Origin of the sequence: Franzmannia pantelleriensis (genome assembly GCF_900102875.1) — a bacterium.
Taxonomy (GTDB): domain Bacteria; phylum Pseudomonadota; class Gammaproteobacteria; order Pseudomonadales; family Halomonadaceae; genus Franzmannia; species Franzmannia pantelleriensis.
On sequence record NZ_FNGH01000009.1, the window covers coordinates 182576 to 198809 of the forward strand.

The 16234-nt window shown below is 64.9% G+C and carries 13 protein-coding genes; 2 read left to right on the top strand and 11 right to left on the bottom strand.

Features of this window, described 5'->3' with window-relative positions; genetic code table 11:
* Positions 1–18: 18 nt before the first annotated feature.
* The 3 genes from lysS to BLT16_RS13040 all read right to left on the bottom strand — a co-directional run bounded on the left by lysS (position 19) and on the right by BLT16_RS13040 (position 4345).
* Positions 19–1539, bottom strand: a complete 1521-nt coding sequence (gene lysS, locus BLT16_RS13030) for a lysine--tRNA ligase (RefSeq protein WP_089658946.1) — start codon at positions 1537–1539, stop codon at positions 19–21.
* Positions 1540–1701: 162 nt separating this feature from the next.
* A protein-coding gene (prfB, locus tag BLT16_RS13035; RefSeq protein WP_143025071.1) for a peptide chain release factor 2 occupies positions 1702–2800 on the bottom strand; the annotation gives its coding sequence in 2 pieces (ribosomal slippage) (positions 1702–2724 and positions 2726–2800; 1098 coding nt in all).
* Positions 2801–2998: 198 nt separating this feature from the next.
* Positions 2999–4345 (bottom strand): OmpP1/FadL family transporter, encoded by a 1347-nt coding sequence (locus tag BLT16_RS13040; RefSeq protein WP_089658948.1) that lies wholly within the window; start codon positions 4343–4345, stop codon positions 2999–3001.
* Positions 4346–4636: 291 nt separating this feature from the next.
* Here BLT16_RS13040 and BLT16_RS13045 point away from each other — a divergent pair, with 291 nt between their 5' ends.
* Together BLT16_RS13045 and BLT16_RS13050 are read left to right on the top strand one after the other, a co-directional pair.
* The gene (locus BLT16_RS13045; protein ID WP_089658949.1) at positions 4637–5074 is read left to right on the top strand and encodes a MerR family transcriptional regulator; all 438 of its coding nucleotides are present in this window, start codon (positions 4637–4639) and stop codon (positions 5072–5074) included.
* Positions 5067–7580: a heavy metal translocating P-type ATPase gene (locus tag BLT16_RS13050; protein ID WP_089658950.1), complete on the top strand. Its 2514-nt coding sequence runs from the start codon at positions 5067–5069 to the stop codon at positions 7578–7580. Before BLT16_RS13045 ends, BLT16_RS13050 begins: the two co-directional genes overlap by 8 nt.
* Before the next feature lie 81 nt (positions 7581–7661).
* Here the strand turns inward: BLT16_RS13050 and BLT16_RS13055 are convergent, their stop codons facing one another.
* The 8 genes from BLT16_RS13055 to trmD all read right to left on the bottom strand — a co-directional run bounded on the left by BLT16_RS13055 (position 7662) and on the right by trmD (position 16217).
* On the bottom strand, positions 7662–8279 hold the full coding sequence (locus BLT16_RS13055) for a YitT family protein (RefSeq protein WP_089658951.1): 618 nt from the start codon (positions 8277–8279) through the stop codon (positions 7662–7664).
* A 52-nt stretch (positions 8280–8331) separates the two neighbouring features.
* Entirely contained in the window at positions 8332–10125 is a 1794-nt protein-coding gene (locus tag BLT16_RS13060; RefSeq protein ID WP_422717931.1) for a single-stranded-DNA-specific exonuclease RecJ, read from the bottom strand.
* Between the two features lie 306 nt (positions 10126–10431).
* Positions 10432–11820 (bottom strand): threonine synthase, encoded by a 1389-nt coding sequence (gene thrC / locus BLT16_RS13065; RefSeq protein WP_089658953.1) that lies wholly within the window; start codon positions 11818–11820, stop codon positions 10432–10434.
* 4 nt (positions 11821–11824) lie between these two features.
* The gene (locus BLT16_RS13070; RefSeq protein ID WP_089658994.1) at positions 11825–13141 is read right to left on the bottom strand and encodes a homoserine dehydrogenase; all 1317 of its coding nucleotides are present in this window, start codon (positions 13139–13141) and stop codon (positions 11825–11827) included.
* Between the two features lie 52 nt (positions 13142–13193).
* On the bottom strand, positions 13194–13934 hold the full coding sequence (locus BLT16_RS13075) for a DsbC family protein (RefSeq protein ID WP_089658954.1): 741 nt from the start codon (positions 13932–13934) through the stop codon (positions 13194–13196).
* A gap of 2 nt (positions 13935–13936) precedes the next feature.
* The gene (xerD, locus tag BLT16_RS13080) at positions 13937–14827 is read right to left on the bottom strand and encodes a site-specific tyrosine recombinase XerD (RefSeq protein WP_089658955.1); all 891 of its coding nucleotides are present in this window, start codon (positions 14825–14827) and stop codon (positions 13937–13939) included.
* 116 nt (positions 14828–14943) lie between these two features.
* A complete protein-coding gene (rplS, locus tag BLT16_RS13085; protein WP_089658956.1) occupies positions 14944–15300 on the bottom strand; it encodes a 50S ribosomal protein L19 in 357 nt (118 codons plus the stop codon).
* Between the two features lie 125 nt (positions 15301–15425).
* On the bottom strand, positions 15426–16217 hold the full coding sequence (trmD, locus tag BLT16_RS13090; protein ID WP_089658957.1) for a tRNA (guanosine(37)-N1)-methyltransferase TrmD: 792 nt from the start codon (positions 16215–16217) through the stop codon (positions 15426–15428).
* Positions 16218–16234 lie beyond the last annotated feature (17 nt).

Sequence of the window (16234 nt, forward strand, 5' to 3'; positions counted from 1 at the left end):
CCTCTGCTGATAGCCTCGTTAGTCGGCTTCCGGGCGCATGGCCGGGAACAGCAGCACATCGCGAATCGAGGCGCTGTCGGTGAACAGCATCACCAGCCGGTCGATACCGATGCCTTCGCCGGCGGTCGGCGGCAGGCCATATTCAAGGGCGCGCACATAGTCGGCATCGTAGTACATCGCCTCGACGTCACCGGCGTCCTTCTCGGCGGCCTGCTCACGGAAGCGCTCGGCCTGGTCCTCGGCGTCGTTGAGCTCCGAGAAGCCGTTGGCGATCTCGCGGCCGCCGACGAAGAACTCGAAGCGGTCGGTGACAAAGGGGTTGGCGTCGTTGCGCCGTGCCAGCGGGCTGACCTCGGCCGGGTACTCGATGATGAAGGTCGGCTGGTCGAGGCGGTGCTCGGCGACCTCCTCGAAGATCTCGGTGTGCAGCTTGCCCAGCCCCCAGCTCGGCTTAACCTGGATACCCAGACCCTCGGCCACTGCAGCCGCGGCATCGCGGCTGTCGAGATCGGCGTCACTGATACCCTCACCGTACTCGAGGATCGCCTGGCGCATGGTCAGGCGGCGGAAGGGCTGGCCGAACTCATAGGTAGTCCCCTGATAGACCACCGTGGTGGTACCCAGCACCTCCTGGGCGGCGTTGCGGATCATCTCCTCGGTGAGATCGAGCAGATCCAGGTAGTCCGCGTAGGCCCAGTAGAATTCGAGCATGGTGAACTCGGGGTTGTGGCGCGTCGACAGCCCCTCGTTGCGGAAGTTGCGGTTGATCTCGAAGACCCGTTCGAAGCCGCCCACCACCAGCCGCTTGAGGTATAGCTCCGGCGCGATGCGCAGGTACATGTCGATATCCAGCGCATTGTGGTGGGTGATGAACGGACGCGCCGCCGCGCCGCCGGGGATCGGCTGCAGCATCGGCGTCTCGACCTCCATGAAGCCGCGCGCCTCGAAGAAGCGGCGGATCGAGGCGATCACTCCGGCACGCACCTCGAAGGCCTTGCGCGACTCAGGGTTCATGATCAGGTCAACGTAGCGCTGGCGGTAGCGCGCTTCCATGTCGGTGAGGCCATGGAACTTGTCGGGCAGCGGCCGCAGGCTCTTGGTCAGCAGCGTGGCCTCGACCATCATCACGTACAGGTCGCCCTTGCCCGACTTATGTACCGGGCCGCGGCCGGCGACGATGTCGCCGATGTCCCAGCTCTTGATGTCCTCGAGCACCTCGGCGGGCAGTCCCTTCTTGTCGACGTAGAGCTGGATCTGCCCCGAGACGTCCTGAATCACGATGAACGGGCCACGCTTGCGCATGATGCGCCCGGCCACCGCCGCCTGGCGGTCGAGGGCCTCGAGCTGGGCCTTGTCCTGGTCACCCAGCTCGGCATCGAGCTCAGCGGCCAGGCTGTCGCGGCGGAAGTCGTTGGGGAAAGCGCTGCCGCCGGTCTCGGTGGCGCGCTCGCGGCGCGCGGCCAGCTTGGCGCGGCGCTCGGCGATCAGGTGGTTCTCGTCGTGCTGGGCGCTATTCGATGAGGCGTCGTGGTCGGCCATGTCGCTACCTGTTGGCAATGTCGTTTGCAATTCCATGGACGCGGCTATCGCCGCGCGAGCGACGCCGAGACAAGGCCACCCCTTGGTGAGAGAGCGGAGTTGACGCTTGCTCAATGAGCATCTCGAACCAAGGGGTAACGCCGTATCGGCGAGCGCAGCAGGCTATAGCCCCTGCTTGAGGCTGGCTTCGATAAACTGATCCAGATCGCCGTCAAGTACCTTGTCGCAGTTGCTCGACTGCACGCCGGTGCGCAGGTCCTTGATGCGCTGATCATCCAGCACGTAGGAGCGGATCTGGCTACCCCAGCCGATATCGGCCTTGGACTCCTCGGCCTCCTGCTTGGCGGCGTTGCGCTTCTGCATCTCATGTTCCCACAGCCTGGCCTTGAGCTGCTTCATGGCGAAGTCGCGGTTGGCGTGCTGGCTGCGCTGGCTCTGGCAGGCCACCACGATGCCGGTAGGCTCGTGGGTGATGCGTACCGCCGAGTCGGTGGTGTTGACGTGCTGGCCGCCGGCGCCGCTGGAGCGATAGGTGTCGGTGCGCAGGTCGGCAGGATTGATCTCGACCTCGAAGCTATCGTCCACCTCCGGTGACAGGAATACCGACGCAAAGGAGGTATGGCGACGACCGCCGGAGTCGAACGGGCTCTTGCGCACCAGGCGGTGAACGCCGGTCTCGGTACGCAACCAACCGAAGGCGTGATCGCCCTGGACATGGATGGTGGCCGACTTGATGCCCGCCACATCGCCGGCTGAGACCTCGGTGATTTCGGCCTTGAAACCGTGGTGCTCGGCCCAGCGCAGGTACATGCGCAGCAGCATGTTGGCCCAGTCCTGGGCCTCGGTACCACCGGAGCCGGCCTGGATGTCGAGATAGGCGTTGTTCTCGTCCATCTCACCGGAGAACATGCGCCGGAACTCGAGCTTCTCGAGGCTCACCTGCATGCCATCGAGCTCCTTGCGAACCTCGTCGACGGTGCCCTCGTCCTCTTCCATCTCGGCCAGCTCGAGCAGGTCAGCGCTATCGGCCAGCCCCTGATCCAGCTCGTCGATGGTGGCGACGATCTGCTCCAGGGAGGCGCGCTCCTTGCCGAGCTTCTGGGCGTAGTCCGGATCGCTCCAGACATTGGGGTCTTCCAGCTCGCGGGTTACCTCTTCTAGCCGATCTTTCTTCTCGGCATAGTCAAAGATACCCCCTCAGGACGTCTGTCCGATCGGACAGGTCCTTGATCTGGTTGTGAATCGGATTGGTTTCCAACATGTGGCTCGCCTGAGTCTGCAGGGAAAACGGCCACCACGGCCTTGGCGTTGCGCCAGGCCGCGATGGCACGAAAAAGAGCGCTATTGTAGCGAACCCCGGCCGTTCCAGCTATCCCGGGGCGCGATGTCACCCCAAACGACGACACCCGGCCGAAGCCGGGTGTCGTCATGCCGCGCGGGCTGGCTGTACCTACATGGCTTAGAAGCGGTAGGTCAGCTGCGCGCCAAAGCCGTGGGCCTCGTTTTTGTAGTCGGCGGAGTAGGTTGCCCCACCCAGGCCTTGGTAAAGATCATCCCGTGATTGGTCGACGAAAGTGCCACGCTCGGTGAGGTAGGAGTAGGCGAAATCCAGGGTCACATCGTCCGTAGGCGTCCACCCAGCGCCAACGGAGAAGATACGGCGATCATCCGAGGGAATCCGTACGCTACGGAACTCATCGCTGGTGGGGGTATTGTCGATGGTGACCCCGGCACGCAGAGCGAGCTGCGGATTGAGCTGGTACTCACCCCCCACCGCGAAGGCCCAGGCATTACTATAATCCTGAGTCTCTTGGGTGATTACATCACCCTCACTTCCCGTGACCAAAATCTGATCAAAGCGGCTCCAGCGTACCCAGGAGGCCCCCGCCATCAGCTTAAGGCGATCGCTCATCTGCTGCGTCACCGAGAAGTTGACCGTCTCAGGCGTCGTGAGATTGAGGTTGGCGCTGTCAGACCTGACCACATTGCCGGCAGGATCCGTGGCACTGAAGTCACCGGTCAGGGTGTAGTCGACCTTGGAGCGATAGGTTAAACCGAAAGTAGTCTCTTCCACCGGCTGATAAATCACACCAATGTTGTAGCCCCAGGCATCATCATCCCCCTCGACGCGAGAATCGATATCTGCAGAGGGGTCGAATGGCGCTGCCGGGTCGCCCGGCAACTGCCTACGTAGCTCGCCATCGACTTGGTTGTATGTAATGCCCAGACCCAGTGCAAGCTGATCGTTAAAGCGATATGAGACCGTAGGCTGAGCGCTTATCACGCGCACTTCAGTGTAGTCGCCAAAATAACGACCTTGAAAACCATCCTCATAGTCGGTCTTGGAGCCGAAAGGCGCGTAAACACCGAAACCAAAGGCCAAACGCTCATTTACCGGCTGTGCATAAAAGGCATATGGGATGAGCGTCCCAGGCACCATATCACCATCGCTGGAACCTGGGATGGTGCCCACTGGGACCTGCTGTCCAGTAGCATTTGCTGGGTTTCCAGTCGCTGCAAAGCCACCATCAAGCATTGCATCCGCCTGAACATTACTTATATCTGTATTAACGTTGAGATAAGTCCCACCGGCCGTCACCTGCGCCCGATCAAGAAATGACATCCCCGCCGGGTTGCCAAACACGATGGTGGCGTCGTTGACGTTGGAGCTGCGCCCGGCGTGGCCGTAGCCCTGGCCGCTGACGCTCTGCTCGTTGATCTGGTAGCCGCCGGCGTTGACCTGGCTGGCGAAGGCGGCGGCCGCGATGGCGACGGCCCAGGTAAGCTTGTTGACGTTGTTGTGCATATTGTCGACGTCCTTTTCCAGGTGAGGCTGGAGCTGTTTTTCTGACTTGCCCGCACCGGGCAAGGGCGTAGGCCTCCTTTTTCGCTTATCGCGACGCCAGGATCAAGGCCAAACGTTTGTTTTAACGCGGTTTTTGCTAATACTTTGGTCGCACGCACGTTTGATCACTCGAACTTTCATCGACTTAGCCTGTCGTGCCAGCGCTGCCAACGGGCGTGTGCGACCTTGCTTGACCTGGGTGTTACCCAGAGGTTTTACACTTGCCTCATAACTTCCACTTGTGAGGCCACCATGAAAGTCAGCGAACTGGCCAGGGCCGCCGAGGTCACCGCCGAGACGGTGCGCCACTACACCCGTGAGGGCCTGCTCACCCCGCACCGCCACCCCGACAACGGCTACCAGCTGTATGATCAACAGGACCTGTCGCGGCTGCGCTTTATCCAGCGCGCCCGTACCCTGGGCTTTAGCGTGCGCGAGATCGGCGAGATCCTCGAGCACGCCGACCACGGCGACTCCCCCTGCCCCATGGTGCGCGACATGCTCGCCGCGCGCCTGCCCGAGGTCCACGCCAAGATCGCCGAACTCGAGGAACTCGCCGCGCGCATGCAGCAGGCCCTCGACACCTGGGCCGACATGCCCGATGGCACGCCCGATGGCCACAGCCTGTGTCGCTTGATCGAGAGCTTTCCGCCTCCTCAAGACGTCGCTCGAGGCCGCTGCCATGAGTGATTTACACCTTGAGCGTCAGGTACCCGGCATCAGCTGTCAGGGCTGCATCGGCAAGATCCGGCGCACCATCCAGGCAGAGGACCCCACGGCCGAGGTGGAGGGCGATCCTGCCACCAAACGACTATGGGTAAGTGGCGGACTCAGCGGAGAACGCCTCGATGTTCTACTCCAGCAAAGCGGCTTCCCACCGGCAGAGATGGCAGCGGCGCCCAGCGAGATCCGCTCCCAAACCAGTGGATCGGTCGGCGCACCGGCTGGCGGCAGCGTCACCCAGCGACTCTCGATCAGCGGAATGACCTGCGCCAGCTGTGTGCGTTCGGTGCAGGACGCCCTCGCCGAAGTGCCCGGGGTGGAGAGCGCTACGGTTAACTTCGGCAGCCACACCGCCCAGGTACATGGCCACAGCGAGCGTGAGGCGCTGATCCGTGCCGTGGTGGACGCCGGCTACGGCGCCGAGCCGATTCTCGACCTGCGCGAGGCAGAACAAACCCGCCAGCGCAACGACGCCCGAGAATACCGCCGTCGGCTGCGCGGCAGTGCCTGGTCGTTGGCGCTGGCGGTGCCGCTGATGGCCAGCATGTTCGTCTACCACCCCCACCCGGTGGGCGTGGGCCGCCTGTTCTGGGCGCTGATCGGCCTACTGACCCTGGCCGTACTCCTGGGGCCGGGTCGCCACTTCTTCGTCAATGCCTGGAAGGCCTTTCGTCACCACCAGGCCAACATGGACACCCTGATCGCCATGGGCACCGGCACCGCCTGGCTGTATTCCATGGCGGTGGTGCTCTTCGCCCCCTGGCTGCCGATGGTCGCCCACGGTATCTATTTCGAGGCCTCGGCGATGATCATCGGCCTGGTGCTGCTGGGCAATGCCTTGGAGCTCCGCGCCCGCGGCCGTACCAGCGAGGCGCTGCGGCGCTTGCTCGATCTGCAGAGCCGCAGCGCCCGAGTGATTCGCGACGGCGAGGAGGTCGAGGTGGGCATCGACGAGGTGCGCGAGGGCGACCATGTCCGCGTCCGTCCCGGCGAACGCCTGCCCGTCGACGGCGAAGTGACCGAAGGCACCAGCCATATCGACGAGTCGATGCTCACCGGCGAGCCACTGCCGGTGGGCAAGGCCGTAGGCGACGAGGTCAGCGCCGGCACCGTCAACGGCAAGGGTGGACTGGTCTACCGCGCCACCCGGGTCGGCGACGACACTCGGCTGGGCCAGATCACCGAACAGGTTGCCCGCGCCCAGAACTCGCGCCCACCGATCGGCGCCCTAGCCGATCGCATCTCGAGCATCTTCGTCCCCACGGTGATGATCATCGCCGTACTCACTGCGTTGGCCTGGTTCAACCTCGGCACCGAGCCGCGGGTGATCCATATGCTGGTCACCGCCACTACGGTGCTGATCATCGCCTGCCCCTGCGCGCTGGGCCTGGCTACGCCGATCTCGACCATGATCGGGGTTGGCAAGGCCGCCGAGCACGGCGTACTGGTGAGAAGCGGCGACGCGCTGCAGGTCGCCAGCAAGCTCACCACCCTGGTGGTCGACAAGACCGGCACCCTGACCCAGGGCAAGCCCAGCGTGACCGAAGCGCACTTCTTGTCTGGCGCAGAGTTTGCCGGCGACGAGGCCAGCATGCTGGCGCTGGTCGCGGCGCTGGAACGGGGCTCGGAGCATCCGCTGGCCGCCGCCCTGCTGACGCATGCCGAGCAGGCCGGCGCCCAGATGGCTGAGGTTCGCGACTTCGAGAGCGTCACCGGCGGTGGCGTCAAGGCCGAAACCGGCGACGGTCAGTCGCTGCTGCTCGGCAACGCCCGCCTGCTGGAAGACGCGGGCGTCGACCTGGCCCGCGGTCAGGCAAAGGTCAACGAGCTAGAGGAGACAGCACGGACCGTGGTCTATCTGGCCGTGGGTGGTCAACTGACGGCGCTGTTCGGCATCAGCGACCCGCTACGCGACGACAGCGTCGCGGCGATTCGCCGCCTGCAGGCCGATGGCCTCAAGGTGGTCATGCTCACCGGCGACAACCCGCACACGGCCGCGGCTATCGCCCATGAAGTGGGCATCGACGCGTTTCGTGCCGGGCTTCTGCCCGAGGACAAGCACGCCGAGATCGAGCGCCTGCAACAGGCCGGCGAGGTGGTCGGCATGGTCGGCGACGGCATCAACGACGCCCCGGCCCTGGCCCGCGCCGATGTCGGCTTCGCCATCGGCCAGGGCACCGACGTAGCCATCGAGAGCGCCGGCATCACCCTGATGCGCGGCTCGCTGCACGGCGTGGCAGACGCCATCGAGATCAGCCGGGCTACGCTCACCAACATCAAGCAGAACCTGTGGGGCGCCTTCGGCTACAACAGCCTGTGCATCCCGATTGCCGCCGGGGTCCTGTATCCCTTCACCGGCATGCTGCTGTCACCGATGATCGCCGGGGCGGCCATGTCGCTGTCGTCGATCACCGTAGTCAGCAACGCCAACCGCCTGCGGCTGTGGAAGCCGCGCCAGGAGACTAGCGCATGAGCTGGATCGTCAATCTCTCGGGCATCGCCCTGATCGTCGCTATCGTCTGGTGGTTCTGGCTGGCCAAACGCTAAGCCGCTGTCAACTGACGCCCATGTAGCGCCCGGGCTTATGATTCAGCGCCACGATCAGGTTGAGCACCAGCGCCCCGACGACCGACAGCGCGACCTTGTCCAGCGGCAGCATGAAAAAGGCGATCAGCAGCAGCAAGCCGTCAATGCCGAGCTGCACATAGCCGGCGCGCCAGCCGCGGCTGTCCTGCAGGTAGAGGGCGAGGATGTTGATCCCGCCAAGACTGGTGCGATGGCGGAACAGCACCAGCATGCCGATGCCGATCAGGCTGCCGCCCATCAGCGCCGCATAGACGGCGTTCAACGCGTCGACGCTCAGCCAGCGGCCGGTCAGCTCGACGAATAGCGACACCAGGGCGATGGCAGCGAAGGTACGTAAGGTAAAGCTCCAGCCCATGCGACGGATCGCCAGGTAGTAGAACGGCAGGTTGATCAGGAAGAACACCACCCCGAAGCGCCAGCCGGTGGCGTACTGGACCAGGAACGCCATGCCCGCGGTACTGCCGGTCAGCAGCAGCGCCTGGCTATAGAAATGCACGCCCAGGGCGACCAGCAGGGTGCCGAGCAGCATCGCCATGACGTCTTCGTAGGGGCGATGTGGGTCCTGGGGAAGGTCAGCGGCGTCCATCCATATGTCCTTGTGAAATAGCGAATGAGGTGGCTTAGAATTGGCCTGACCGTCAGCGCGACTCGGCGTGCTCGATCATTAACTGCAGGCTCTCGCGGCCACGCCAGCGATTGCGGTTGAGCTTGTAGGCGCAACGCAGCGTCGCACCGAGGCCGAAAGGCGGCAGCTCACCGGGGGTCAGGGCGCGGAACCAGATCGCCTTGAGGCTGACGCCCTCTCGAGAAAGCTCGAGCATCAGGTGGTTGCCCTCGGCGCCCACCGCGCGCAGCGACTCGACCAGGAAGTCACCCTCGAACAGCGGCGCATCGAACTCGCGCCCGTAGGGCGCCAGTGCGGCGAGCTCGTCGAGGGTGGCTAGGCTCAACTGCTCGGCGCGCAGCTCACCGTCGGTGAGAATACGTGGATACAGTGCTACCTCCCCCAACTGCTCGCTGACCGCCTGATGCAGCGCAGCGTGAAACGCCTCGCGCTGCTCGACGGGCACCCCGACGCCTGCCGCGCCGCGATGGCCGCCGAAGCGGGGCAGCGCCTCGGGCGCCAGCTGGTGGGCGCGCTGCAGGGCGTCGCGCAGATGCAGCGCCTCGATGGAGCGCCCCGAGCCGGTGAGCATGCCGGGCTGGGCCGCCGGGGTGAGTACCAGGGTCGGGCGACCGTAGGCCTGCACCAGCCGCGAGGCGACGATACCCTGCACCCCGGCGTGGCCATCTTCCAGAAACACCACCAGCACCGGCGCGTTGTCGGCCAGCTGCGGCTGAACCAGCGCCCGGGCCTGCTCGGCCATGTCGGCCTCGATGGCTTTGCGCGACTGGTTATCCTGATCCAGCACCTCAAGGTGACGCTGGGCAACGCCATCGTCGGCGGCAAGCATGTAGTGAAGCGCCGCGTAGGGGTCGTCGAGCCGCGAGCGGGCATTGATCCTTGGCCCCATCTGGAAGGCCAGGGTCTCGGCATCGAAGGGCACGCTGTCGGCGCCGAGGCGCTCGGCCATGGCCCGCCAGCAGGCAGCGTCCATGCGGTTGATCAGCCGCAGGCCGTGGCTGACCACGGCGCGATTGGCCGGGCTGCCCCCCAACGACACGCAGTCGGCCACCGTGCCCAGCGCCACGTAGGAGAGCCACGGCGAGAGCTTGGGCGTGGCCTCGGCCAGCGCGCCCCACTCGACCAGCACCTGACGGGCCAGCGACATGGTCAGCCAGGCCACCATGCAGCCGGCGATGGTCGGGTCGGGGTAGTCGCAGTCGTCGCGGGTCGGGTTGACGCAGGCATAGGCCGAGGGCGGCGACCCCTCCAGCGGCAGTGCGTGATGGTCGCTGACCACCACGTCGATGCCTTCCGCCTTGAGCCGGGCGATGCGCGGTTCGTCGGAGCTGCCGCAGTCGGCGGTGATGACCAGGCTGGGTCGTGGGGTAAGACGCAGGGTACGCTCCACCAGCGGCAGGCTGATGCCGTAGCCGTCGTTGATACGGTGGCCGATGAGGCTGTGCAGGCGACTCGCCGGCACGCCGAACAGCTCGGTGAGGGTGCGCAGGATCACCACATGGGAGGTGATGCCGTCGACGTCATAGTCGGTGAGGATGCCGATATGCTCGCCCTCCATTACCGCCTGGGCGATACGCTCGGCGGCGCGGCGCCCGTCGGCCAGCCGCTCGGGGTGGGCAAGGTGACGCAGACTCGGCGCTACCAGCGCCTCGATCTCGCCACTGTAACCGGCCAGTCGCCCGGCCAGCACCCGCGCCTGCAGCTCGGAGAGCCCTTCATGCTGGGCGCGGGCGTAGAGCGACGCGTCCCGCGGGCGCGGCTCCAATCGCGGCTTGAGTCGGGCATGCAGGTCGATAGGATCGGTCACAGCATCCAACGCCTGACTCCTCTGGTTTGATCGATGGGTATACGCATAGGGCGATAGAAACGCGGTACCGAGCGAAGGGCGCTGGGGAGACCTGGGCACCACAGGTGGCTGGTGCCCGCTCGAGGCTGATCCGGCGACAGGCCTGTTCGGGGGCGCTGTAAATACCCTGTAAGCTACTTTTTCCTTCCCTGGAAAAAGCCCCCCTCCAGACCTGTCCCCGGCGCCTCTCGCTACCACTCACGCTTAGCTCTTAGCTCTTAGCTCTTAGCTCTTAGCTCTTAGCTCTTAGCTCTTAGCTCTTAGCTCTTAGCGCCGATTGTCGGCCACGAACGCCTGCACCTTGTCCAGCTCCGCCGGCAGCACGCTATAGCGTTCCTCGCGCTCGAGCAGGTCGTCCATGTGCGGCGGTAGCGGCACCCCGGGGAAGCCGGCCTTGACTACCGCCTCGGCGAACTTGGCCGGGTGGGCGGTGGCCAGGGTGATCATCGGCGTCTCGACATCGGCCCTGGCCCGCTCCGCGGCGCGATAGCCGGTGGCGGTGTGCGGGTCGAGCAGCTCCTTGGTGCGGTGGTGGGCCTCGCGGATCACCTCGAGAATGGTCGCATCGTCAACGCTGTGGCTGGCGAACAGCGAGCGCAGCCGCTCGAGGGGCGCCTCACCCAGTGCGGTAGGCTCGGCCTGGAAACGCTCGAGCAGCTCACTGACCGCTTGGCCATCGCGACCGTAGGCCTCGAACAGCAGCCGCTCGAAGTTGGAGGACACCACGATATCCATCGACGGCGCCAGGGTCTCCTTGAGCGCCTGCTTGGAGAAGTCGTTGGCGGCCAGGGTACGGTGCAGAATGTCGTTGGCGTTGGTGGCGATGATGAACTGCTTGACCGGCAGCCCCATGCGATAGGCCATGTAACCGGCGAAGACATTGCCGAAGTTAGCCGACGGCACGCAGAAGCTGACCTGGCGGTGCGGCGCGCCCAGTGCCACGCCGGCGGCCACGTAGTAGACGATCTGGGCCATGATGCGTGCCCAGTTGATCGAGTTGACCGCCACAAGACGAGTGCCGTTCAAGAACGCCTGATCGGCGAAGCTCGCCTTGACCATCGCCTGGGCGTCGTCGAAGTTGCCCTCGATGGCGACATTGAAGACGTTGTCGGCCAGCACCGAGGTCATCTGTCGGCGCTGCACCTCGGAGACGCGGTTGTGCGGGTGCAGGATGAAGATGTCGAGGTTGTCGCAGTGGCGGCAGCCCTCGATGGCCGCCGAGCCGGTATCGCCGGAGGTGGCACCCATGATCACCGCCCGCTCGCCACGCTTCTGCAGGAAGTGATCGAGCAGCCGGCCGAGCAGTTGCAAGGCCACATCCTTGAAGGCCAGCGTCGGACCGTGGAACAGCTCGAGCAGGAAGTGGTTGGCATCGAGCTGGTTGAGCGGCACCACCGCATCGTGGCTGAAGGTGGCGTAGGCCTCGGTCACGATCTGGCGGAAGGTGTCGTCGTCGATCTCGCCGTTGACGAACGGCTTCATCACCTGAAAGGCGATCTCGGCATAGGAGAGCCCGGCCATCGCCGCCAGGTCGTCACGGCTTAGCTGCGGGATCTGCTCCGGCACATAGAGGCCGCCATCGCTGGCCATGCCAGTGAGCACGACATCCTCGAAGGAGAGCGCGGGCGCCTGCCCGCGGGTACTGATATAGCGCATGGCGTTATTCCTGCTCGTCCAGCGATTCGACGCGAATGCGGGTCAGCGGACCGGCAATATCGGCCAGCGACTCGAGCTGACGGATAGCATCGTTCATGTTCTTCTCACGGGTGCGGTGGGTGAGCAGGATGATCGGCACCAGCTCGCCTTCGGTGGCTTCCTTCTGGATGATCGCCTCGATCGAGATGCCCTGCTCGGAGAGGATCGTCGCCACCCGCGCCAGCACCCCGGGGCGATCTACCGCCAGCAGCCGCAGGTAGTAGGCGGTGACGATCTCCTCCATGGGCAGCATCGGCAGGTTGTTCTCGACCTCGGTAATGCCGCTGAAGGCCAGGTAAGGCACCCGATAGTGGTGATCGGTGGTGATATCACGGGCCACGTCGAGCAGGTCGGCCACCACGGCCGAGGCGGTCGGCTCGGCGCCAGCGCCAGCGCCGTAGTAGAGGGTCGGCCCCACGGCATCGCCCATTACCGCAATGGCGTTCTTGACGCCGTGCACGTTGGCCAGCAGCCGCTCCTTGGGGATCAGTGTGGGATGCACGCGCAGCTCGAAGCCCTCATCGGTGCGCTTGGAGATGCCCAGGTGCTTGATGGTATAGCCAAGGTTATCGGCCTGCTCGACGTCCTCGGCGGTGATCCGCGAGATGCCTTCGGTATAGGCCTTCTCGAACTGCAGCGGCACGCCGTAGGCGATCGAGGCGAGGATGGTGAGCTTGTGGGCGGCGTCGATGCCCTCGACGTCGAAGGTCGGGTCGGCCTCGGCATAGCCCAGCGCCTGTGCCTCAGCCAGGACGTCCTCGAAGGCACGCCCTTCATCGCGCATATGGGTGAGGATGTAGTTGCCGGTGCCGTTGATGATGCCGGCCAGCCACTGAATACGGTTGGCGCCCAGGCCCTCGCGCAGCGACTTGATCACTGGGATCCCCCCCGCAACAGCCGCCTCGAAGGCGACGATCACCCCCTTCTCGTGGGCGGCCTGGAAGATCTCGTTGCCGTGCACGGCGATCAGCGCCTTGTTGGCAGTCACCACGTGCTTGCCGTGTTCGATGGCGGTGAGCACCAGCTCGCGGGCCACCTCGTAGCCGCCGACCAATTCGACCAGCACGTCAATATCGGGATTGCGCGCCACTTCAAAGACGTCGCTGGTGGTCTTGACGCCGGTGGTATCGCAGTCCGGATTGTCGCGGCGCATCGCCACCTGCTCGATGACGATCGGTCGGCCGGCGCGACGCGCGATATCGTCGGCGTTGCGCGTCAGCACATTGAAGGTGCCGCCGCCAACGGTCCCCAAACCACAGATTCCCACTCTCACCGGTTTCAAATCGCTCTCCCCTTTCATGAGTCTTGCCGTGTCGCAGCGGGCGCTATGCGCCTCATTCGTTGATGTCGAGCATCTCGGCCAGGCGCTCGGCGGGCACATAGCCCGGCACCATGCGGCCATCTGGCAGGATGATCGCCGGCGTACCCTGAACGCCAACATCCATGCCCAGATGATACTGATCCTCGACCGGATTGTCGCAGTCATGGCCATTGGCGAGGCGCGTTTCACGCTTGGCGGCATTCATCGCCTCGGTGGGGCTGTCAGCGCACCAGACCTGTTCCAGAATGCGTCCGCCCTCGGCGTTCATGCCCGAGCGCGGAAAGGCCAGGTAGTGCACCTCGATACCCATGGCGTTGAGCTGGGGTATTTCCTCATGCAGGCGCCGGCAGTAGGGGCAGGTAGGGTCGGTGAAGACATTGATGACCACCCGGCTCTCGGCACCGCGAAACACCACTTTATCCTGCTCGGCAATGCTCGCCAGGCGCTCGGCACGCGCTTCGTTGCGCCCCTGCTCGGTAATGTTGACCAAGCCGCTGTCAGCGTTCTGATAGATATCGCCGACCAGGAAGTACTCGCCCGTCGCATCGCTGTAGAAGGTCTCGCCGTTCTCCAGGCGCACCTCGAAGAAACCTGGCAGCGGCGTCTCGCGAACCTCTTCCACCGGCATCGGTTCGCCGTTGACGGTCAGCCGCTCGGCCAGCTGTTGATGGGATGACGCCAGCGCAGAGGCGCTGACGACGACGAGGGAGGCGGCCAGCAGGCGACGCAGCAGGGCGGGAAGGGATGACGTCATGTTCAACCTCGAGGATGGTGATCGGCGTGCAGCGTTTCCAGGCGCGCCTGGGCTACATGAGTGTAAATCTGGGTCGTCGACAGGTCGCTGTGACCCAGCAGCAGCTGTACGACACGCAAATTGGCACCATGATTCAACAGGTGCGTGGCGAAAGCGTGCCGCAGGGTGTGGGGCGACAGCGGCTTGTCGATGCCGGCGGTGCGCGCGTGGGCCTTGATGCGGTGCCAGAACGTCTGGCGCGTCATGAAACCATCGTGGCGGCCGGGAAACAGCGGCGGCCGGGTAATATCGGTCATCAGCGCGCCGCGCCCACCGCGCAGGTAGCGTTCGAGCCACGCCAGCGCCTCCTCGCCCAGCGGCACCAGCCGCTCCTTGTCGCCCTTGCCCAGCACCCGTACCACCCCCTGGCGCGGGTTGACGGCATCCACCGTCAGCCCGACCAGCTCCGAGACCCGTAACCCACCGGCATACAGCACCTCGAGCATGGTGCGGTCGCGCAACCCCAGCGGCGTATCGGTGTCCGGCGCCGCCAGCAGCCGCTCCACCTCCTCTTCGTCGAGGGTGTCGGGCAGACTCGGCGTTACCCGCGGCAACCGCACCTCGGCCAGCGGATCGCGATCGAGCAGACCTTCACCCAGTGCCCAACGATAGAAGCGTCGCAGGCTCGACACCAGCCGGGCGTTGCTGCGCAGCTGGTAGCCCGCGGCGCGGCGCGCCTCAAGCCAGGCCGCAAGACGTGTAGCACCAGGAGCCAACAGCCTCTCGTCATGCTCGACGAGGCAGGCTGCCCAGGCATTCAGGTCACGCCGATAGGCGTTCAGGGTGTGCTCACTGGCGCCCTGCTCCAACCACAGGGCGTCGAGAAACGCATCGATCCGCTCGCTGTCTTCCATCGTCCCTCGCTCGGCCATCGCCGCCCTGAATGCAACGAGACCCCGCCCCGCGCAAGCGGTGACGGGGTCTCGCCAGACGCACCGCAAGGTGCGCCATAGCCATCGCGCGCTCGCGCTTAGGCCAGCTTTTCCTTGATGCGTGCGGACTTGCCGCTGCGCTCGCGGAGGTAGTACAGCTTGGCTTGACGCACGTCACCGCGACGTTTGACGTCGATGGCAGCGACCAGCGGGCTATAGGTCTGGAAGGTACGCTCAACGCCAACACCATGAGAGATCTTGCGCACGGTGAAGGCGGAGTTCAGGCCGCGGTTGCGCTTGCCGATCACCACACCTTCGAACGCCTGAAGACGCTCGCGGCTGCCTTCCTTGACCTTGACCTGGACGATCACGGTGTCGCCCGGTGCAAAGGTCGGGATTTCCTTGGACATCTGCTCGGCTTCGATCGCCTGGATCACCTTGTTCTTGCTGCTCATTGCTAGCTCCTCGATACGTTGATGCCAGCGGCCATGGCCGGCTGGCTGTGACCCCGACGCTCGTCGCTATTGCGATGACGCGGGAATCGCTGGTGTATGACACAGGTGCCTCGCCGGTCGACGCCTCAAGCGTCCAACTCGGGGCGAGTGCCCTGCACCTCCGCCTGGTCGGCGTAGTCGGCGATGAACTCGTCGAGCAGCTTACGCTGCTCACGGCTTAACGCCTTGTCCTGCAACAGTTCGGGGCGACGCAGCCAGGTGCGCCCCAGCGACTGCTTCAAGCGCCAGCGACGAATTTCGCCGTGATGGCCACTTAACAACACCTCCGGCACCGTGCGACCGTCGATCGCTTCGGGCCGGGTATAGTGCGGGCAGTCCAGCAGGCCATCGTTGAACGAATCTTCGATCGCCGAGTCCTGATGGCCCAGCACTCCCGGCACCAGCCGGGCCGCGGCGTCGATCAGCACCATGGCCGGCAGTTCGCCGCCGCTGAGCACGTAGTCACCGATCGACCACTCTTCATCGATATCGGCTTCGACCACCCGCTCGTCGATGCCTTCGTAGCGCCCCGCCACTACCACCAGCGGGCCGCTATTGGCCAGTTCCTGCACGCCCTGCTGATCCAGCACCCGCCCCTGAGGCGAGAGATAGATCACCTTGGCCGGGCGACCGCTGGCGACCTCAGCGCGCTCACGGGCGGCGTGAATCGCCGTGCGCAGGGTCTCGACCTTCATCAGCATGCCTGGGCCGCCGCCATAGGGGCGATCATCTACCGTGCGGTGCTTGTCCGTCGCGTAGTCCCGGGGATTCCAGAATTCCAGTTCCAGCAGCCCCTGATTCACCGCTCTTCCCGTTACCCCGTAACGGCTGATCGCATCGAACATCTCCGGGAACAGCGAGACAACCCCAATCCACACGGCAATATTCCAGACAG